Source organism: Nonomuraea glycinis, from assembly GCF_014646515.1.
GTDB lineage: Bacteria > Actinomycetota > Actinomycetes > Streptosporangiales > Streptosporangiaceae > Nonomuraea > Nonomuraea glycinis.
Window position 1 is genome coordinate 153,223 of record NZ_BMNK01000002.1, and the last position, 18,267, is coordinate 171,489.

16 protein-coding genes are annotated in these 18,267 nt (G+C 70.6%); 7 read left to right on the forward strand and 9 right to left on the reverse strand.

Annotated features, from left to right (window positions below):
- Positions 1-14 precede the first annotated feature (14 nt).
- A complete protein-coding gene (locus tag IEY87_RS05875) occupies positions 15-416 on the forward strand; it encodes a DUF234 domain-containing protein (protein ID WP_189137465.1) in 402 nt (133 codons plus the stop codon).
- Between the two features lie 6 nt (positions 417-422).
- Here the strand turns inward: IEY87_RS05875 and IEY87_RS05880 are convergent, their stop codons facing one another.
- Positions 423-1,364 (reverse strand): serine hydrolase domain-containing protein, encoded by a 942-nt coding sequence (locus IEY87_RS05880; RefSeq protein WP_189137466.1) that lies wholly within the window; start codon positions 1,362-1,364, stop codon positions 423-425.
- Positions 1,365-1,510: 146 nt separating this feature from the next.
- On the opposite strand from IEY87_RS05880, the gene IEY87_RS05885 reads away from it, so the two are divergent.
- The gene (locus IEY87_RS05885; RefSeq protein WP_189137467.1) at positions 1,511-1,720 is read left to right on the forward strand and encodes a hypothetical protein; all 210 of its coding nucleotides are present in this window, start codon (positions 1,511-1,513) and stop codon (positions 1,718-1,720) included.
- Between the two features lie 9 nt (positions 1,721-1,729).
- On the opposite strand, the gene IEY87_RS05890 is transcribed toward IEY87_RS05885, so the two are convergent.
- The 3 genes from IEY87_RS05890 to IEY87_RS05900 all read right to left on the reverse strand — a co-directional run bounded on the left by IEY87_RS05890 (position 1,730) and on the right by IEY87_RS05900 (position 5,397).
- A complete protein-coding gene (locus tag IEY87_RS05890; protein ID WP_225277154.1) occupies positions 1,730-2,983 on the reverse strand; it encodes an ATP-binding protein in 1,254 nt (417 codons plus the stop codon).
- Between the two features lie 163 nt (positions 2,984-3,146).
- Positions 3,147-4,586 (reverse strand): MFS transporter, encoded by a 1,440-nt coding sequence (locus IEY87_RS05895; RefSeq protein WP_189137469.1) that lies wholly within the window; start codon positions 4,584-4,586, stop codon positions 3,147-3,149.
- A gap of 40 nt (positions 4,587-4,626) precedes the next feature.
- Positions 4,627-5,397: a class I SAM-dependent methyltransferase gene (locus tag IEY87_RS05900; protein ID WP_189137470.1), complete on the reverse strand. Its 771-nt coding sequence runs from the start codon at positions 5,395-5,397 to the stop codon at positions 4,627-4,629.
- Between the two features lie 128 nt (positions 5,398-5,525).
- On the opposite strand from IEY87_RS05900, the gene IEY87_RS05905 reads away from it, so the two are divergent.
- Positions 5,526-6,896, forward strand: a complete 1,371-nt coding sequence (locus tag IEY87_RS05905; protein WP_189137471.1) for an LCP family protein — start codon at positions 5,526-5,528, stop codon at positions 6,894-6,896.
- A gap of 3 nt (positions 6,897-6,899) precedes the next feature.
- Here IEY87_RS05905 and IEY87_RS05910 read toward each other — a convergent pair whose 3' ends face one another.
- Positions 6,900-7,424 (reverse strand): tetratricopeptide repeat protein, encoded by a 525-nt coding sequence (locus IEY87_RS05910; RefSeq protein WP_189137472.1) that lies wholly within the window; start codon positions 7,422-7,424, stop codon positions 6,900-6,902.
- A gap of 72 nt (positions 7,425-7,496) precedes the next feature.
- Between IEY87_RS05910 and IEY87_RS05915 the strand changes: the two genes are divergently transcribed.
- Positions 7,497-8,426 carry an ATP-binding protein gene (locus tag IEY87_RS05915; RefSeq protein ID WP_189137473.1) on the forward strand — a complete coding sequence of 310 codons (930 nt, stop codon included), beginning with the start codon at positions 7,497-7,499 and terminating at the stop codon, positions 8,424-8,426.
- An 86-nt stretch (positions 8,427-8,512) separates the two neighbouring features.
- Positions 8,513-8,899 (forward strand): SCO5389 family protein, encoded by a 387-nt coding sequence (locus IEY87_RS05920; protein ID WP_189137474.1) that lies wholly within the window; start codon positions 8,513-8,515, stop codon positions 8,897-8,899.
- Positions 8,900-8,944: 45 nt separating this feature from the next.
- On the opposite strand, the gene IEY87_RS05925 is transcribed toward IEY87_RS05920, so the two are convergent.
- The 3 genes from IEY87_RS05925 to IEY87_RS05935 form a co-directional block, all read right to left on the reverse strand.
- Entirely contained in the window at positions 8,945-9,913 is a 969-nt protein-coding gene (locus tag IEY87_RS05925) for an LLM class flavin-dependent oxidoreductase (RefSeq protein WP_189137475.1), read from the reverse strand.
- A gap of 139 nt (positions 9,914-10,052) precedes the next feature.
- Positions 10,053-10,724, reverse strand: coding sequence for a ribonuclease HII (rnhB, locus tag IEY87_RS05930; protein ID WP_189137476.1), 672 nt, complete (start codon positions 10,722-10,724; stop codon positions 10,053-10,055).
- Positions 10,725-10,911: 187 nt separating this feature from the next.
- Positions 10,912-11,847: a LysR family transcriptional regulator gene (locus IEY87_RS05935; protein WP_189137477.1), complete on the reverse strand. Its 936-nt coding sequence runs from the start codon at positions 11,845-11,847 to the stop codon at positions 10,912-10,914.
- A gap of 79 nt (positions 11,848-11,926) precedes the next feature.
- Here IEY87_RS05935 and IEY87_RS05940 point away from each other — a divergent pair, with 79 nt between their 5' ends.
- Both IEY87_RS05940 and IEY87_RS05945 read left to right on the forward strand, forming a co-directional pair.
- Positions 11,927-13,177: a pyridoxal phosphate-dependent aminotransferase gene (locus IEY87_RS05940; RefSeq protein WP_189138135.1), complete on the forward strand. Its 1,251-nt coding sequence runs from the start codon at positions 11,927-11,929 to the stop codon at positions 13,175-13,177.
- Between the two features lie 249 nt (positions 13,178-13,426).
- Positions 13,427-16,420 (forward strand): AfsR/SARP family transcriptional regulator, encoded by a 2,994-nt coding sequence (locus IEY87_RS05945; protein WP_189137478.1) that lies wholly within the window; start codon positions 13,427-13,429, stop codon positions 16,418-16,420.
- Between the two features lie 432 nt (positions 16,421-16,852).
- On the opposite strand, the gene IEY87_RS05950 is transcribed toward IEY87_RS05945, so the two are convergent.
- Positions 16,853-18,250 (reverse strand): DUF7059 domain-containing protein, encoded by a 1,398-nt coding sequence (locus IEY87_RS05950; protein WP_189137479.1) that lies wholly within the window; start codon positions 18,248-18,250, stop codon positions 16,853-16,855.
- Between the last annotated feature and the right edge of the window lie 17 nt (positions 18,251-18,267).

Genomic DNA, 18,267 nt, shown 5'->3' on the forward strand with positions numbered 1-18,267 from the left:
CCGCTGAACGGCACGTGGCTCTGCGCCGCATCGAGCGCTCCTGGACGGCCTGGCGCGGGCGCGCGGTCGAGCCGATCATCCGTGAGTCGCTGGCCAGAGCACTGCCCGATGAAAGATGGCCGGACACGGAGGAGATCGGCGGCTGGTGGAACCGCCGGAACAACCCGGAAGTGGACCTCATCGGCGCGGACAAGGGACCGGTCGCCGAGCGGATCCACTTCGTCGGGTCGGTGAAATGGTTCGACCAGCGGCTGTTCGACCGGCATGACTACGACACGCTGGTGCGGGACGGCGACTTGGTTCCCGGTGTCACCGCCGCCACGCCCCGGATCGCCGTGTCGAGGGCCGGCTTCGAGCCCGGTCTTCCTCTCCAGCAGTGGGGGCCGGATGACCTGCTCGCCGCCTGGCGGTCCTGACGGTCATCAGAGCAAGGCGTCGAAGACGGCGGTGGTGCTGGAGTGGGTGAAGTCGTCGTAGTCGCCCGCCGTGATCGCCACCACCATGTCCCGCGCCGGGAGCACGGCGAGCCGCTGGCCACCGTTGCCGTGGGCGGCGTACGCGCCTTCGGCTTCGAGGTACCACTGATAGCCGTACCAGCGGTCGTCGGCGATCGGCACGCGGGGGCGCAGCATCTCCTCCAGCCAGGCGGCCGGCACGATGTCCCGGCCGTCGTCGAGCAGCAGGGTCCCGATGGCCGCCAGGTCACGTGGCCGCAGCCGCAGGCCCGCCGCCGCCATCGCCACCCCGTCCTCCCCTGCGGTCCACTCGAACGCGCCGATCCCGAGTGGCTCGAACAAGGCGGCCCGCGCGAACTCCGCCAGCGGCCGGCCCGTGCCTCGCGCGATGAGGCCACCGAGGAGCGCGGTGGCTCCCCCGCAGTACGACCACCGCCGGCCTGGCTCCTCGACGATGGGCCGTTCGAGGACGTAGCGGTATCGGTCGAGGGCCGCCTCCATGGCGAGCTCGCTGTTGGCCACGCTCGTGTACGGCACGCTCTCGTCCCATGCGAGGCCGAGCGTCATGGTCAGGGCATGCTCGATGGTGAGGCGGGCGCGGGCCGGCTCGGCCAGCAGGTCCGGATATTCCGGGAATTGCCGTACGAGCTCCTCGCCCGGCTCCGGCACCAGCCCGTCCTTCAACGCGATCCCGTACAGCAGCGCGACGACGCTCTTGGAGATGGACCGCACGTCGTGCAGCGTCCCGGCGTCGAACCGGACCCGCCCGAGCGAGGTGCCGAGCCGGTGGTCCACGCCCTCGCCGTACCGCTCCAGCACCACCTGGCCCCGCTGGAGCACCACGAGAGCATGCAGGTTCGGCGCTTCACCAGCGCGCAGAACGGCGTCCACCCGATCCGCCATCGTCATGATTGCCTCCTGAAATCAGCAGTTCCGGCGGCAAATACTCGCATACAGCCCGTCTCGTCGTAATTTCTTCTCCTGTGGGTAGGTCGCTGACAAGCGGGTGAGAAAGTCGATCTGCTCCCCCGGTCGGCGAGACCTGAAGGTGTGACATGCACAAGCGCGAACCCTTCCCCTTCGAGCTGTCCGTGACAGTGAGCGAGCCGACACCCCACGGCATCGAGGAAGCCGCCTACCCCGTGGCCGAACGCTTCTTCGGCGACGGCGCCGAGCTGCACGTCGTCAGCGCCAAGGTAGAGCCGGACCTCACCGCCCCCGGCAACTTCCGCGCCACCGTCACCTTCAGAAAACTGTCGACGTAGGCCGCCTGTTCAGGGGCTCAATCGCCAGAGCGCGGCCAGCGGCAGCGCCTTGAGCCGATCACCGAACGACAGCGATTCCTGCCCGGAATACAGCACGAACCCGGCCAGAAAGCGCCTCCCGAGACGGCTCTGCAAATGACGCAAGCCGTCAAAATCGTCCCTGCGTACGGTCTCCGCCGCCTTGATCTCCACACCCACGAGGTCTCCCGAGGCATGCTCCAGCACAGCGTCCACCTCGATCTTGTCGCGGTCGCGGTAGTGGAAGAGCTGCACCGGCTCGTCGGCCCACGTGAGCTGGCGAGCTATCTCCCCAACGGCGAAATTCTTCAGCAGCGGCCTCACGGCACTGGTCGGCTCCATAGCGCGCTCAGGGGCCATGCCGATCAGTCTGCCGCCCAGCCCGGAATCGACCACGAGCAGCTTCGGCGTGCCAATCGCACGAGTGGTCAGGTTGGAGGACCACGCCGGGATCCTCTTGATGACGAAAACCAGCTCCAGAAGGTCCAGGTAACGCGACAGGGTCACGCGGGACATACCCACGTCGTTGCCGAGTGCCTGCGTGACCGCAAGACCGCCCATGCGCGCGGCCACCACGCTGAGGAGCCTGCGCATTTCCGCAGGCCGCTGAATATCGGTCAACTGGCGCACGTCCCGAGTGATGAGATCGGATACGTAGGAGTCGAAGAACCTGGCACGACGGCGGCCAGGGTCGCGTCGGACCGCCTCCGGATATCCCCCGCGCAGCGCCCGGCTGACGTAGTCACGCTTACCCAGCGTGGTACTGAGATCGACGTCGGCACCCCGGCGAAACACGGCATCCACGAATCCGTCCGGCGCCGAATCGATCTCGCCCTGGGAGAGAGGCCACAATTCGATCGTCTCTGCCCGTCCCGGCAGAGCGTCAGGAAGATCACGAAGGTCGAGCAGGCGGGCGGAGCCGGTAAGCAGGTAGCGTCCCGGCCGGGGATCTCGATCGACCTCACGCTTGATCGGCAATAGCAGCTCGGGGGCTCGCTGGACTTCGTCTATCAGGAGCAGCTCGTCATGCCGGACGAATCCGACCGGATCTTCCCGCGCCGCGTCCAGGACGGCAGGGTCGTCAAGGTACAGCTCCTTGGCTCCCGACTTGGCGTTAAGGATCGACCGGGCGAGAGTGCTCTTACCAACCTGGCGAGCACCGTTGACGACCACGACCCGAGTGTCGGACAAGGCTTCCAGAGCCATGGTTTCAGCACGACGTGGATACAGATTCTCTTCGGCCACGATCTCTAAGTTATCGCAGTTCACATCGGTCCTGTGGTCAGTCTGCCGCATAATCCGTGGTCATTCTGCCGCTGGTTTTGTGGTCAGTCTGCCGCATGATCCGTGGTCAGTCTGCCGCTGGGGTCGTGGTCAGTCTGCCGGAGTCCCTTCGTACGAAAGGCGGTCAGGCGGGCTTGTTCGAGGTAGCCGCGCTGAGGGGGGCGGCGATGTCCTCCAGGCCCTTCCGTTCGGCCTTGACGCCGAAGATCAACTCTACGATGCCGGCGACGATCATCAGGATGGCGCCGATCGTGAAGGCGAGCGCCGTGTCGCCGGGGACGCCGGTCGCGACCAGCTTGGCGAAGATCAGCGGACCGGCGATGCCACCCGCGGCGGTGCCGATGGCGAAGAAGAAGGCGATGGCCATCGCCCTGGTCTCCATGGGGAAGATCTCACTCACCGTCAGATAGGCCGAGCTGGCCCCGGCCGAGGCCACGAAGAGCACCACGGACCAGCAGGCCGTCAGGGTGACGGCGGTGAGCACGCCCTGGTTGAACAGCCAGGCGGTGCCCAGGAGCAGCAGTCCTGAGCCGATGTAGGTGGCCGAGATCATCGGAATCCGGCCCACGGTGTCGAAGAGCCGGCCGAGCAGCAGCGGCCCGAGGAAGTTGCCGACGGCGATGACGGCGAAGTAATAACCGGTGTAGGTGTCGATGTTGTAGAACGTCGACAGGATCTGGGCGTACCCGAACGTGATCGCGTTGTACAGAAACGCCTGCCCGATGAAGAGCGACAGCCCGAGCACGGTCCGCTTGGGGTAGAGCGCCACCATCGTGTGCGCGATCCGGACGAACCCGATCGACTTGCGCTGGTGGATGGTCATCGACTGCTCGGGCTCGGGCAGGTCACCGCCCACCTGGCGCTCGACGTCCTGGACGATCTCCTCCGCTTCACGGTCCCGCCCGTGGATGAACAGCCACCGCGGGCTCTCCGGCACATGCCTGCGGACGAGCAGGATCGCCAGGCCGAGCACCACGCCCAGGCCGAACGCGATGCGCCAGCCGATGTTGACCGGCAGGTTGTTCAGCAGCGGCACGGTCAGCAGCGCGCCACCCGCCGCGCCCAGCCAGTAGCTGCCGTTGATGAGAATGTCGATCCGGCCCCGATGCTTGCTGGGGATGAGCTCGTCGATGGCGGAGTTGATGGCCGCGTACTCGCCGCCGATCCCGAAACCGGTCAGGAACCTGAACAGGAAGAACCACCACGCGCTGAAGGAGAACGCGGTGGCCAGCGTGGCCGCGAGGTACACGAGCAACGTGATGATGAACAGCTTCTTGCGGCCGAACTTGTCGGTCAGCCAGCCGAAGAACAGCGCCCCCGAGCACGCGCCGGCCACGTAGAGCGCCGCGGCGAGCCCCGCCACCTGCTCCTGGGTGATGTCCAGGCCGCTGCCCGGCTTGGCGAGCTGGGCCGACAGGTTACCGACAATGGTGACTTCGAGCCCGTCGAGAATCCAGACGGTGCCCAGCCCGATGACGATCATCCAATGCCAGCGGGACCAGGGCAGCCGGTCAAGCCGGGCGGGCACTTTGGTGGTGATGGCACCGGTTTCAACATCACTCATGAGGGCCCTCGGTACCCCCGGGGCGAATATCAAACCGCGACTACGGTTTACGTGCGCGAAGCATCCAGGTCTTGGCCCACGGGCCGCCATGCCAGTAGCGCCAGCCGAGATCCCGCCGTTGGACATCGACCACGCCGAGCCCGCGCAGCACGGTCTCGTACGCGGGCACGTGCTCGTGATCGGCGATCAGCAGGAGCCCGCCGGGGCGCAGCACCCGATGGGCCTCGCGGATCGCCCCCGCACGCCCCTCGGCGTCGGAGATGTGGTGCACGGCCGGCCCGGCGACCACCACGTCGTACAACTCGTCCTCGAACGGCAGCTCCCGCATGTCGCCCCGGGTCAGCTCGACGAGGTCGGACACCCCTTCGGCGTCGGCGTTCGCCCGGGTGGCCGCCTCGCTGGCCCGCCCCTTCGGCCGCCACAGGTCGAGGCCCGTGGCAGTGCCGTGGCCGGTGGCAGTGCCGTGGCCGGTGGCGGTGCCGTGGCCCGTCTCGATGCCGTGGCTGAGCCGCTTGGCGGCGAGCAGCAGCACGGCGCCGCGCCCGGAGCCGAGGTCGAGCACCTTCTCCTCGCCGGTCAGCTCGCGCAGCGCCTCGTCCCAGACGGCGAACTTGCCCCGGCGGGTGGTGTAGAGATGGCTCGCCGCGCTGGCCAGCGTGTAGAGGGCGCCGAAGAGGAAGGCGACCGCCACCGCCGGGATGTCGTTGACGAACGAGATCCCCGCCAGGGCGAACAGCAGAACCGCGCCCAGGACGAGACCACCGACCGCCCAAGGCTCATCTAACCCGTACTTTCCACGTCGATCGCGCACATTCACGTTATAACTCAAACAATCCCTTGACCCGATGTTGGGGCGACACTTCCCTTGGCGAGCGTCAATCATCCGCAACCGGTGTCTAACGTTGCAGAGAATGGCGGGCGATGGGGGTTTGACCAGGCATGACGGGAAAGGATCGCGACTTCGGACTCGGCACGAGCCTCGCGCTCACGCTGGGATCGGCCCTGCTCTGGGGCGTGGCCCACCTGGCGGCACACCGCCACAGAACCGGCCTGGCGCTCATGGCGGCCCATGTGTTCCTGCTGGCCTTCATCCTCACGATGGCGACCGTGTTCAGCACGCACCTGCTGTCGCTCGCCGTACAGCCGCGCTGGATCACCGCGCTGGTGGTCGCCCTGACCGTGCTCGCGGCCACCTGGACCGCCGTGATCGTCTGGTCCTACACCCTGGTACGGCCCGCCGGCGGCGGCATCGCCGGCCGGGCGCTCACCACCTGCCTGACCATCGGCCTGTGCGCGCTCGTCCTGGCCCCGACCGCCTACGCCGCCCGGCTCGCCTACCTGTCGCGCGACGTGATGCACCACCTGTTCGCCGGCAACGCCGGCCCTCCGGTCATGTCCGAGGACCCGTGGAACGGCGCCCAGCGCGTCAACTTCCTGCTCGTCGGCGCCGACTCCGCCCCGAGTCGGCCCGGGGTGCGCACCGACAGCATGACCGTGGCCAGCGTGGACACCGCGACCGGCGCCACGACCCTGTTCGGCCTGCCGCGTAACCTCGAAGACGTGCCGCTGCCCAGTGGCCCCGCCCGCGACCGCTTCCCCTACGGTTTCACCGGCACGGGCGAGGCCCATCCGGGCCTGCTCAACGAGGTCTTCCAGTACGCCGAGGACCACCCGGAGGTCGTCCCCAGGGCCGCCAAGGGACAGCGTGGCTCCACCCTGCTCAAGGAGACGATCGGCGGCATCCTCGGCATCCCGGTGTCCTACTACGCCATGATCGACATGAGGGGCTTCGCCGAGATCATCGACGCCATGGGCGGCGTCCGGGTCACCGTCGACGAGCCCATCGTCTACGGCCGCTATCGCGAGGGCCTGCTGCCCGCCGGCACCCGCCGGCTCAACGGCGAGGAAGCCCTCTGGTACGGCCGCTCCCGCACCGACAGCGACGACTACGTGCGCATGGGCCGCCAGAAGTGCCTGCTCAACGCCGTCGCCAAGCAGGCGGACCCGGTCACCGTGGTCAACAGCTTCGAGAACCTGGCGACCGCCACCAAACGGGCCATCTCCACGGACATCCCGCAGAGCCTCCTGCCCGCCCTGGTCGAGCTGTCGCAGAAGGTCAAGGATTCCCACATCCGGAGCCTGAGCTTCGTCCCGCCGCTGATCAACACGGCCGCCCCGGACTGGCGGCTGATCAGGCAGAAGGTCTCCCAGGTGCTCGCGGAACGCCCCATCCGCATCGCCGCGACCACCCCCCGCCCGACCCCCACCACCCCCGAGCGTCCGGTGGCCCTCGACGCCACCTGCCGCTGAGCTCTACGCGACCGTCTCGTCGAGGTTGTCCGCGTAGTACTCGACCGCCGGCCGGTAGCGTCCGACCACGTCCGACTCGGCCAGCAGCTTGAGCAGCCCGGCCACCGCTTCCCGGGCCCGTCCCTCGTTGTAGAGCGCCATGGCCGCGAACGTCCGCAGCCCGGGAGCGCCGGGAAACTCCCCCAGCCCCCGCTCGAACAGCGCCAGCGCCTCGCCGAAGCGCCCCAGCACCCGCAGCGTGCTGCCCAGCCCGGTGAAGGCGCCCAGCCGGTGCTCCGCGCTCAGCCCGTCGCCGGCCAGCGCCCGCTCGTAGTAGGCCACCGCCTCGGCTTCGAGGCCGAGCGCGTCGTGCACCCACGCCGTCTGGTAGGCGATCTCGGCGTCGTCCGGATGCCGCGCCGCCAGCGCCACCAGCAGTTCCCGGGCCTCCGCCCGGTTGCCCTCCTCGCGCAGCCGGACCCCACGGGCCAGTTGCGCCGCGGCGTCGCCGGACGGCCGCGCCACGCTCGCCGAATCTCCTTCTCTCATCCCGCCAGTGTGGCATGATGACCATCGTACGGATCGACAACGGTTTTCATAATCAGCTTCAAGGAGGACCCCGTGAGGGTGGCGTTCGTCGGAAAGGGCGGCAGCGGCAAGACGACGATGTCGGCGCTGTTCGCGAGATATGTGGCAAGCCAGGGCGCCCCGGTCGTCGCCATCGACGCGGACATCAACCAGCACCTGGCCCTCGTCCTCGGCGTCGAGGAGCCGCCCGAGCCGCTCGGCGCACACCTCACCGAGATCAAGGACCACCTGCGCGGCGACAACCCGCGCATCCCCTCGGCCGCCGCCATGGTCAAGACGACCCCGCCGGGCCGCGGCTCCAAGCTCCTGTCCTTCGAGGAGCTCGCCTCCTACGAGCACGGCGTCACCACCGCCGAGGGCGTCCGCCTGATGGCCACCGGCCCGTTCAACGAGGACGACCTCGGCGTCGCCTGCTACCACTCCAAGGTCGGGGCGGTGGAGCTGCTGCTCAACCACCTGATCGACGGCCAGGGCGAATACGTCGTGGTCGACATGACGGCAGGCTCCGACTCCTTCGCCTCCGGCCTGTTCACCCGCTTCGACCTGACCCTGCTCGTCGTCGAGCCGACCAGGCAGGGCGTGGGCGTCTACCGGCAATATCGCGACTACGCCGCCGACTTCCAGGTGCCGCTCGCCGTGGTCGGCAACAAGGTGCACGACCCCTCCGACGTGGACTTCCTGCGCGAGCACGTCGGCCACCACCTGCTCGCCTGGATGGAGCACTCCGCCGCCGTCCGCGCCATGGAGCAGGGCCGCCCGCTCACCCTCGACGACCTGGAGCCCGGCAACGCCGACACGCTGGCCATGCTGCTCAAGCACGTGGACGAGCAGGAGAAGGACTGGGTCCGGTTCGGCCGCCAGACGGCGGAGTTCCACCTGCGCAACGCGCACGCCTGGGCCAACGACAAGACCGGCGTCGACCTCGGCGCGCAGATCGACCCCGAGTTCGTCTACGGCCCCTGACCACACGACTGTCCCCCTTCAGCCATCTGGAGGGTTCCCCGAAGCCGATCTAGCGTCGGACTCGATGTCTTTCGAAAGGAGACAGCATGTCGCTGACCGTTCCGAACGATCTGCTCGATCAGGCCCGAGCCGGAGAGGTCGATGACGCGGCGTTCCTCGCCTGCGTCCGAGACTCCCTGCCCTACGCCTGGTCGATGATCACCGAGCTGGTCGAGCAGCGTGACAAGACAGGAGCCGAGTTCGTCGACAACCAGGTGCCGCCGCCGGACGAGGAGGCTCGCGGGCAGCTCCTGCGCTGCTTGGCGAGCGACTCGATGCGCGGTGCGCTGGAGCGCCACTTCAGCGTCAAACTCGCCTTCCAGAACTGCCACCGGGTGGCCGTGTTCGACCCGTCGGCCCGCGAGGCCCTGCGCGAGTTCGTCACCCCCCGCGCGCAGATCCTCAACCAGAAGCCCGAGCTGGTCGACTGCTGAGCCGAGCGTGCAGGCCACCCGCCGCACCGGCGGGTGGCCGTACGGTCACCGCAGCGCGGGCAGCACCTCGGCGCCCAGCCGGCGGATGTTCTCCAGGGTCCGCCGGTGGTCTCCCGTACCTTCCACCATGAGGATGAAATGCTCGATCCCGGTCGTCCGTGACGTACGGACCAACGTCCGCGCGCAGTGCTCCGGCGAGCCGACCGGGTGCACCCGGGTGAGGAAGTCCACGTAGGCCGGCACGTCCCTGGCCGGGCGCGGACGGCCGTCCACCGGCACGTATCCCGCCAGGCCGGGCTCCAGCCAGGCGGGCATCGCCTGCTTGAGCTCCCGGACCGCCTGCGGGGTGGTGTCCGCGACGTGGGCGAGCGCCGCGGCGATGTGGTCACTCGCCGATCCCCCGTGGCTCCTGACCATGGCCGCCTTGTCCTGGTCGCCGATGTGCATGCCGAGCAGCATCGGCAGGCCGCGCTCGGCCGCCAGCTCCGTGGTGGCCTCGGAGGTGCAGGCCACCACCGGGCGCATCCGGGCGGCGGGGACCACGGTCGTCTCCCGGAAGCCGAAGAACTCGCCGCCGGCCGAGACCGGCCCGCCGGACAGGGCGGCGATCAGCAGATCGAGCGATTCGGCGAAACCCCGCTCGTACCGGGGCAGGCCGGTGCCGAAGACCTCCAGGTCCTGCCACGGGCCGCCCCTGCCCACTCCCAGCGTGAAGCGCCCGCCGGACAGGTGGTGCAGCATGGCGGCCTGCTCGGCCAGGGCCACCGGGTGCTGCGTGGACAGCACGCTCACCGCCGTGCCGAGGCCAATGCGGGTGGTACGGCCGATCGCGACCGCGGCCAGCGTCGTCGGCGAGGGGCAGACGCCGTACGACATGAAGTGGTGCTCCGCGATCCAGGCGTCGTCGAACCCGGCCCGCTCGGCGGCCACCACGAGCTCGACCGCGTCGGCCAGGATCCGCCCCGGCTCCTGGCCGGGGAACTGGGCGGCGAGCAGGAAGATGCCGATCCGCATCCCACCGATGATGGCCGAGCCCGGCAGCCGGTGCCACCCGGAAAGTCTGCCGGCCCCGCCGGTGCCACCCGGGAAACCTGCCGGTGCCACCCGGGAGACCTGCCGGTGCCACCCGGGAAGCCTGCCGGCCCTGCCGGTGTCAGCCGAAGAGGCTGGCCTGGCCCTCGCCCGCCGCCGGGTCGCGGTGCTGCTTGAGGTGGCGCCAGCGCGGGAGGTCGTCGAGGTAGGACCAGGACAGGCGGTGGTACGGGGTCGGGCCGAGGCGGGCCAGCGCCTCCTGGTGCTGCGGCGACGGGTAGCCCGCGCTCTCGGCGAAGCCGTAGTCGTCCCAGCCGATGGTGGTCATGTAAGCGTCCCGGTGGACCTTGGCCAGCACCGAGGCGGCGGCCACCGAGATGCTGGCCGCGTCGCCTTTGACCTCCAGCCGCACCGGCCAGGGCGGGCCGATGTAGTCGTGCTTGCCGTCCAGGATCAGCGCGTCGGGCCGGACCGGGAGCGCCGCCAGAGCGCGGCGGGCGGCTCTGCGCAGCGCCTGGGTCATGCCGAGCTCGTCGATCTCGGTGTGCGTGGCCTCGCCCAGGCCGATGCCCACCGCCCACGGCGCCAGCTCCGCCGCCACCTTCGCCCGCTTGGCGGCCGACAACTGCTTGGAGTCCGTGAGGCCCGTCGGAGGCGCCGACAGATCCGTGACGACGGCGCACACGGTGACCGGCCCCGCCCACGCCCCACGGCCCACCTCGTCCACGCCCGCGACCGTACGGACGCTGGGCTGGGCGAGCAGCAACTGCTCGATGTCGTACGTCGGCGCCATGACGGCAGACGCTACCGGATCTCACCGCCCGGCCGACCGTACTGAATCTCACCGCCCGGCCGACCGTACTGAATCTCACCGCCCGGCCAGGCCGTACCGGACCTCACCGCTCAGCCAGGCCGTACCGGACCTCACCGCTCAGCCAGGCCGTACCGGACGTCACCGCTCAGCCAGGCCGTACCGGGCGTCAGCGTTCGGCTGGGCGTACCGGAGCGAGGTCTGCGGCGATGTAGCGGGCGGCGACGTGGATGGCCCGCAGGGTCACCGACACCGACGGGCGGTTGACGCTGGAGGCGCGCGCGACCGCCTGCACCTCGCGCGCCACCGGGTTGCCGGGGAACTGGCGCACCGACAGCCCGCGCACCCCGGCCGCCAGCGCCAGGGCGGGGACGGCGGCGATGCCGATGCCCTTGGCGACCAGGGAGAGGATCGTTCCAAGCCCTTCGAACTCCCACGGCACCGGCCGGGTGCCGCCCACGTCGACGAAGAGCCGGTCGACCGCCAGCCGCGACGGCTCGCCGTCCGGGGTGGCCATCCACGGCTCGTCGCGCAGCTCGCGCAGGTCCAGCGGCACCGTGGGGTCGGCCAGGCGGTGCTTGCGCGGCACCACGAGCACCAGCGGGTCGTACAGCAGCGGGAAGACCCGCAGGCTCTCGCTGTCGCGGGCCTGGCCGTACCAGTCGTCGATCAGCGCGATGTCCGCCTCGCCCGACTGCACCTCCCGCATCCCCCGTCCCGACCTGCTCTGCCGCAGCCTGAGCGTGAGCTCGGTGTGACGGCGGAGGGAGCGGGCGAGAGCTGGGGCGAATGCGACGGCCGCTGTGGGGAAGGCGGTTACGACGACACGCCCGGCGGGGCTGCCCGCGTGGGCCGACAGGTCCGATTCCGCCTCCTCGACCATGGAAAGGATGCGTTCCGCATGCGCCACCAGCCTCCGGCCGGCGTCGGTGAGCTCCGCGCTGCGTGCGGTCCTGTCGATGAGGGCCGTGCCGGTCTCCCGCTCCAGCGCCGCGAGCTGCTGGGAGACCGCCGACGGGCTGTAGCCCGTGGACGCGGCGGTCCCGGCGATGCTGCCCCGGCGGGCGAACTCGCAGATCAACGTCAGACGGCGCAAATCGAGCATCAGACTTCCTTATGCCTACCCACCAAAAGCCTCGCTTGTCCTGATGCCTCTATCCAACCACCCTGGGAACGTGACAAACATGACCGTGACCCTGTCCGCCACCCTGGCGGCCAACGAAGACATCGAGCGAAGACGCCGCGCCGGGGAACACGTGCTCCACCTGGCTTTCGGTGAGGCAGGGCTGCCCGTGCACCCGGCGCTGCGCGACAAGCTGGTCGCCGCCTCCGATCGCAACGGCTACGGGCCGGTCGCGGGGGCGGCCGAGCTCCGGAGCGCGGCGGCGGGCTACTGGACACGACGGGGGCTCACCACCGACCCCGAGCAGGTCGTCAGCGGACCGGGCAGCAAGTCGCTGCTGTACGGCCTGCTGCTGGCGATCGGCGGCGACATCGTCCTGCCCAGACCCAGTTGGGTCAGCTACGCCGCGCAGGCCGACCTGGTCGGCTCCCACCCCATCCTGGTCCCCACGCCACACGGCGAGGGTGGCGTGCCGGACCCGGATTTGGTCACCGCGGCCGTGCAGCGCGCCAGGGCCCAGGGCCGGACCGTCCGCTCCCTGCTCGTGACGCTGCCGGACAACCCCACGGGCCGGCTCGCGACGCCCCCGACCATCCGCCGCCTGGTGGAGGTCGCCCGCGAGCTCGACCTCTACATCATCTCCGACGAGATCTACCGTGACCTGCTGCACGACCCGGCCACGCCGTACACCTCACCGGCGGACCTGGCTCCCGAGCGCACGGTCGTCACCACCGGCCTGAGCAAGAGCCTGGCGCTCGGCGGCTGGCGGATCGGCGTGGCCCGGCTGCCCGATGACGCGGCCGACCTGCGGGCCGGCCTGCTCGCGGTGGCCAGCGAGATCTGGTCGGCCCCGGCCGCCCCGGTGCAGGAGGCCGCGGCGTACGCCTTCACCGATCCGCCCGAGCTGACCGAGCGCATCGCGCTGAGCGGGAGGCTGCACGGCACGCTGGCGCACGCCGTACGCGACCGGTTCGTCGCGATCGGGGCCGACGTGCCCGTCCCCCAGGGCGGCTTCTATCTCTATCCGGACCTGAGCCACCTGCGGCTCGGCGGCGCGGCGGAGATCACCAGAATCCTGCTCGACGAGCACGGCATCGGCGTGCTGCCCGGCCACGCGTTCGGCGACGACCCCGCCGCCGCGCGGGTGCGCGTCGCGGTCAGCCTGCTGTACGGGACCACGGCCGACGACCGCACCGCCGCGCTGAACAGCGCGGATCCACTCCAGCTCCCCTGGATCGCGGCCGCGCTCGACCACCTGTCGATGGGACTGAAGGAGCTTTCCCTGGTACGGCAAGCAGCGCTCGTGCCGTGAACCCGCGAGGCCCCGCCCGACGGAAATGGGCGGGGCCGCAATTTTCCTGGCACCTATTTCTCTTCGAGCGTGACGCCCCCGTTTTTCCTGGGTCACGCTCGCTGACCACAGGATGCTGTGCACGGCTCAATGCCGAATCAAAGGCGAATCAACGCTTCGGTTAACGAATGCCTCCGTGCCTAGGTGCTCGGCGACTATGGATCTATCATTCGGTAACAAATCGTTCCATTGCGTTGGAGACAAGCGGGCATGGCTGGTCAGGACGTCGAAAGCAGGCTGCGGTTCGCCGTGCTGGGTCCCGTCCGCGCGTGGCGCGATGGCAGCGAGCTCGATCTGGGCACCCCGTTGCAGCGGTCGATCCTCGGCATGCTGCTCCTGCGCGAGGGCCGGGCGGTCACGCCGTCCGAGATGATCGACGCCGTCTGGGGTGAGGAAGCGCCCCCGAGAGCGCTGGGCGCGCTGCGCACCTACGTCTCCCGGCTGCGCACGGTCCTGGAGCCGCACCGGCCCGCCCGTACCCGTCCTGACCTGCTCACCTCCGTCGGCCGGGGCTACGCCCTGCGGTTGCCCCCGAACTCCCTGGACCTGACCCGGTTCGAGGCGGGCATCGCCGAGGCGGAGACCGCGCGCCGGGCGGGCAAGCTGTCGGCCGCCGCCGAGTGCCTGCGCGTCGCGCTCGGCCTGTTCGAGGGCGAGCCGCTGGCCGGAGCCGTCGGCCCCTACGCCGAGCACCAGCGCGACCGGCTGGTCGAGCGCCGGCTCAACGTCATCGAGTCGCTCATGGATTTGGACCTGGAGCTCGGCAATCACGCGGCGGTGGTCTCCGAGCTGATCGCGCTGACCGCCGACCACCCGCTGCGCGAGCGGCTGCGCGCCCAGCTCATGCTGGCCTACTACCGGTGCGGGCGGCAGGGCGACGCGCTGGCGGTGTTCACCGAGACGCGCGAGGCCCTGATCGAGGAGCTCGGCATCGAGCCGGGCCCCGAGCTGGCCGCGCTGCACCAGCGCATCCTGGCCGCCGACCCCACGCTGGCCGTCACGCCGGCCGCCACTGGAGCCGCCGCCGGGGCCGCCGCGCAGGCGCCCGAGCCGGAGGAGGATCCGGCGCCGGAGCTGCCCCGCCCCGCGCAGTTGCCGGCCGCGGTGAACGACTTCACCGGGCGCAGGGAGATCGCCGGGCGGCTCCGTACGCTGCTGTCGGCGCAGTCGTCGGCCGAAGGGGTGCCCGTCGCGGTGATCTGCGGCATCGGCGGCGTCGGCAAGACGACGCTGGCCGTCCACGTGGCGCACGCGAGCGGCGAGGTGTTCCCCGACGGGCAGCTCTACGTCGACCTGCGCGGGTACGCCGACGAGGCCACCGCGCCCGAGTCGGCGCTCGGCGCGTTCCTGCGGGCCCTCGGCATCCCGCCCGACGTGATCCCGGAAGTGCCGGCCGAGCGCTCCGCGCTGTACCGGTCGCTGCTCGCCGACCGGCGCATCCTGGTGCTGCTCGACAACGCTCGCGACGCCGCGCAGGTGAGCCCGCTGCTGCCCGGTTCGCCCGGATGCGCGGCGCTGGTCACCAGCCGGGTCAAGCTCGCCGACCTGCCGTCGGCCCGGCTGATCGACCTGGACGTGATGGAGCCGGACGAGGCCCTGTCGCTGTTCGCCGCGGTGGCCGGGCCCGAGCGGGTGGCGGCCGAGCACGCCGCCGCCATGGACGTGGTGGCCGCCTGCGGGTTCCTGCCGCTGGCCGTACGGATCGTGGCGGCCAGACTGGCGGCCCGGCCGTCCTGGACGGTGAGCTCGCTGGTGTCCCGGCTGGCCGACGAGCAGCGCCGCCTGGACGAGCTGCGGGTGGGTGACCTCGCCGTCGAGGCCACGTTCGCGCTCGGGTACGGCCAGCTCGAAGCCGCCCAAGCTCGTGCGTTCCGGCTGCTGTCGCTGCCCACCGGGCCGGACATCTCCACCGGAGCCGCGGCCGCCGTCCTGTCGCTGACCGCGCGCCAGGCCGAGGACGTGCTGGAGTCGCTCGTCGACGCGAGCCTGCTGGAGGCGCCCGCCCCCGGCCGCTACCGCTTCCACGACCTGCTCAAGCTGTTCGCGCGGCGGGCGCTGGAGAAGAGCGAGCGGCCGCAGGCCCGCACCATGGCGCTGCGCAGGCTGCTCGACTTCTATCTCGCCTCCTGCCAGTCGGCGCACCGGCTGGCCTACGAGGGCAGCATGATCTCCGGCAACCTCGCGGTGGCCGGCAGCGGCCGCGTGTTCGGCACGACCGACGAGGCCGTCGCCTGGCTGATCGCCGAGGGCGACTCGCTGTTCGCCGCGATCAACCAGGCCGCCACCTCCTCGCGCGCCGCCGAGCAGCTCCTGCCCGCCGGCGACCTGCTGGTGGCCATGGAGCCGCTGCTGGAGTCCGGCACCCACACCCGCGAGTTCGACCACGGGACCCGCGCCGTGCTCGCCGCCGCCATGAAGATCGGCGACCAGGCCAGTGAGCTGCGTGCCAGGTACGTGCTCGGCAGGGTGCTGTTCGCCGGGAACCGGTTGCCGGAGGCGGAGGAGCAGTTCAAGATCGTGCACGAGCTGTCCACGGCGCGCCAGGAGAAGATCGTCACCGGCGAGGTGCTGAACGCCCTGGCCGTCGTCGTCGGCCGCCAGCGCCGCCACACCGAGGCGCTGGCCTGGTTCGAGACGGCCTCGCAGTGGTACCGCGACAACGGCGTGCCCGCCGGTGAGGCGCTGGTGCTCAGCTACTCCGCCCGCGACCACCTCGGCCTGGGCCACGCCAAGGACGCCATCGCCGCGGCCGAGAAGGGCCTGGCCATCTTCACCGAGATCGGCAGCGGCGCCGGCACCGCAAGGGCCCGCTACCACCTCGGCATCGTGCTGTCGCGGGTCGGCCGGCTCACCGAGGCCGTCCACCACCACGCCGAATGCCTGGAGTTCTTCAGGGCGAGCAAGCAGCGCGTCTGGGAGCAGCGGGTCTGCTCCCGGCTGGCGGAGACGTTCATCACCGCCGAGCGCTACAGCGACGCCGTGCGCCACGCGGAGGAGGCCCTGGTGGTCTCCAGGGAGATCGGCCATCCGTTCGGGGAAGCGCTCTCCCTCACGGTGCTGGGCAAGGCGCTCAAAGGGCTCGGCAGCGCCACGAGGAGCACCGACTGTCTACGGCAGGCCTTCGACATCTTCACCCGCCTCGGCGCCCCCGAGGCCGGGGACCTCAGGCTCCTCCTGGACGGCGCTCAGGTCGTCGAGTCCTGAGTACAGCTCGTCGTCCAGACGTGTCATCCACACATGATTGAACAAGGCTGTCCTCTTCGGGCGTCAGGAGCCCCCGCCGATCCGTACCGAGCTGGAATTCGGCCCGGCCGGCCGTCTGACCGCCACGCTTCGCTAGGGGGCCCGGTTATCCGGATGCTCCGCGTAGCGGCTAGCCGCCTCACATCGACGGCCGGCCGGACCCGACACGGCCCTCGAACCCCCCAGGTCCGTGTCGCAGATCACAGCCTGCCCGGGGGCGCTCAACAACCAATCAACGGCGAATCAAAGAAAGAAGAGAGGGCCCGGTGAAGCACGGGCACCGGGGTGCGTCCGGCGAAGCAAAGGAAGCGGGTGGACCTGGCAAATCAAGGGAAGGTGGGCCCGGCGGGCCCAGGAAGAGGCGAATCATGGAGGAGGGAACGGCTCAGCGGATCAGAGAAGGAAGTAGCGTTCGGCGATGAGAGGGCGGATGGCGTCGGGGTGCGGCATCGCACCATCTCCGACCAGCTCGGCGATCACGTTGAGCAGCGGGCCGAGGGCCAGCTCTCCGTCGCAGACGCCGGCCAGCGCGGCCTCCACCGTGCCCACCTCCCTGCTGCGCCGCAGGCCCGTCGTCTGGCGCAGCACGATCCGCATGGGGTCTTCGGCGCCGGGCAGTCCGACGCGCTCGTCGAGCAGCCCCTCCGCGGTGCGCAGCAGCGCCGAGTCGAGATCGGGGACGCGGTGCGCGGTCGTGATCGCGTCCAGCACGTCGTCGACGTAGTCGCCGACGGGAAGGGCGACCTTGTGGGTGAGCTGCTCCACGCGGACGACCGGGTCGAGCGTGCCCGAGTTGCGCATGGTGATCCAGCCGAAGCCGACCCCCTCCACCTTGTGCTCCTCGAACCAGGCCAGCCAGCGGTCGTAGTGCTCGGTGTAGCCGGCGGTGCCGTGCTCGGCGGCGTCCCTGAGCCAGAGCTCGACGTACTCGGCCGGGTCCTGGACGTCACGCTCGACCACCCAGGCGTCGCAGCCGCCGTCGCGCAGCCAGCCGCCGACGCGCTCGCGCCAGTCCTCGCCCTCGACGTGCAGCCAGCTGGCCAGGAAGTGGGCCTGGCCGTCGGGATTGAGGTGGCGGGGCGTGCGGCGTACGAGCTCGCGGCAGAAGTCGTCGCCCTCGGCTCCCGACTCGCGGTAGGTCAGCTCACCACCGGGCGAGATGACGAACGGCGGGTTGGCGACGATCAGGTCGAACAGCTCGTCCGCCACCGGCTCGTACAGCGAGCCGGTGCGGGCCTCCACCCTCGTGACGCCGGACAGCCGCCAGCTGAGTCTGGCCAGCTCGATCGCCCGGGGGTTCACATCGGTCGCCGTGACGCGCTGCGCCCGCTCCGCCAGGGACAGCACCTGCACGCCGCAGCCGGTGCCGAGGTCGAGGGCGCGCTCGACCGGCCGGCGGGTGACGAGCTGGGCCAGGTTGGCCGACGCGCCGCCCGCGCCCACCACGTGATCGGGGCGCAGCGCCGGATCGCCGGGGCGCACCTTGCGGTCGGAGACGACGTAGCCGTCCTGCTCCCAGGGCTGCAGGTGCACCTCCGCCCTGGCCCGCGTGCCCGTCAGCCGCACCAGGCCGGACTCCAGCACCGCGGCGGGCAGGTCGCCCGCGTCCACCTCGACGCCGAGCCACCACAGCCGGATCAGCGCGGCCAGCGGGTCTCCGCCCGCCGTCGCGCGCAGGGCCGGGACCAGCTCCTCACGGGCCAGCGCCGAGGCCGCCACGTCGCCGAGCCGATCACGGACGCCGTCGATGGTGTAGCCGGTCTCCAGGAGATGATCGCGCAGTCGTTCCACGAGTCCATCCTTTCACC

Excerpts from the sequence above, each read along its gene's own strand:
- IEY87_RS05940 (WP_189138135.1), top strand. The coding sequence starts at position 11,927 with ATGACCGTGACCCTGTCCGCCACCCTGGCGGCCAACGAAGACATCGAG.
- IEY87_RS05945 (WP_189137478.1), top strand. The coding sequence starts at position 13,427 with ATGGCTGGTCAGGACGTCGAAAGCAGGCTGCGGTTCGCCGTGCTGGGT.
- IEY87_RS05920 (WP_189137474.1), top strand. The coding sequence starts at position 8,513 with ATGTCGCTGACCGTTCCGAACGATCTGCTCGATCAGGCCCGAGCCGGA.
- IEY87_RS05905 (WP_189137471.1), top strand. The coding sequence starts at position 5,526 with ATGACGGGAAAGGATCGCGACTTCGGACTCGGCACGAGCCTCGCGCTC.
- rnhB (WP_189137476.1), bottom strand. The coding sequence starts at position 10,724 with ATGGCGCCGACGTACGACATCGAGCAGTTGCTGCTCGCCCAGCCCAGC.
- IEY87_RS05880 (WP_189137466.1), bottom strand. The coding sequence starts at position 1,364 with ATGACGATGGCGGATCGGGTGGACGCCGTTCTGCGCGCTGGTGAAGCG.
- IEY87_RS05895 (WP_189137469.1), bottom strand. The coding sequence starts at position 4,586 with ATGAGTGATGTTGAAACCGGTGCCATCACCACCAAAGTGCCCGCCCGG.
- IEY87_RS05925 (WP_189137475.1), bottom strand. The coding sequence starts at position 9,913 with ATGCGGATCGGCATCTTCCTGCTCGCCGCCCAGTTCCCCGGCCAGGAG.
- IEY87_RS05885 (WP_189137467.1), top strand. The coding sequence starts at position 1,511 with ATGCACAAGCGCGAACCCTTCCCCTTCGAGCTGTCCGTGACAGTGAGC.
- IEY87_RS05935 (WP_189137477.1), bottom strand. The coding sequence starts at position 11,847 with ATGCTCGATTTGCGCCGTCTGACGTTGATCTGCGAGTTCGCCCGCCGG.
- IEY87_RS05910 (WP_189137472.1), bottom strand. The coding sequence starts at position 7,424 with ATGAGAGAAGGAGATTCGGCGAGCGTGGCGCGGCCGTCCGGCGACGCC.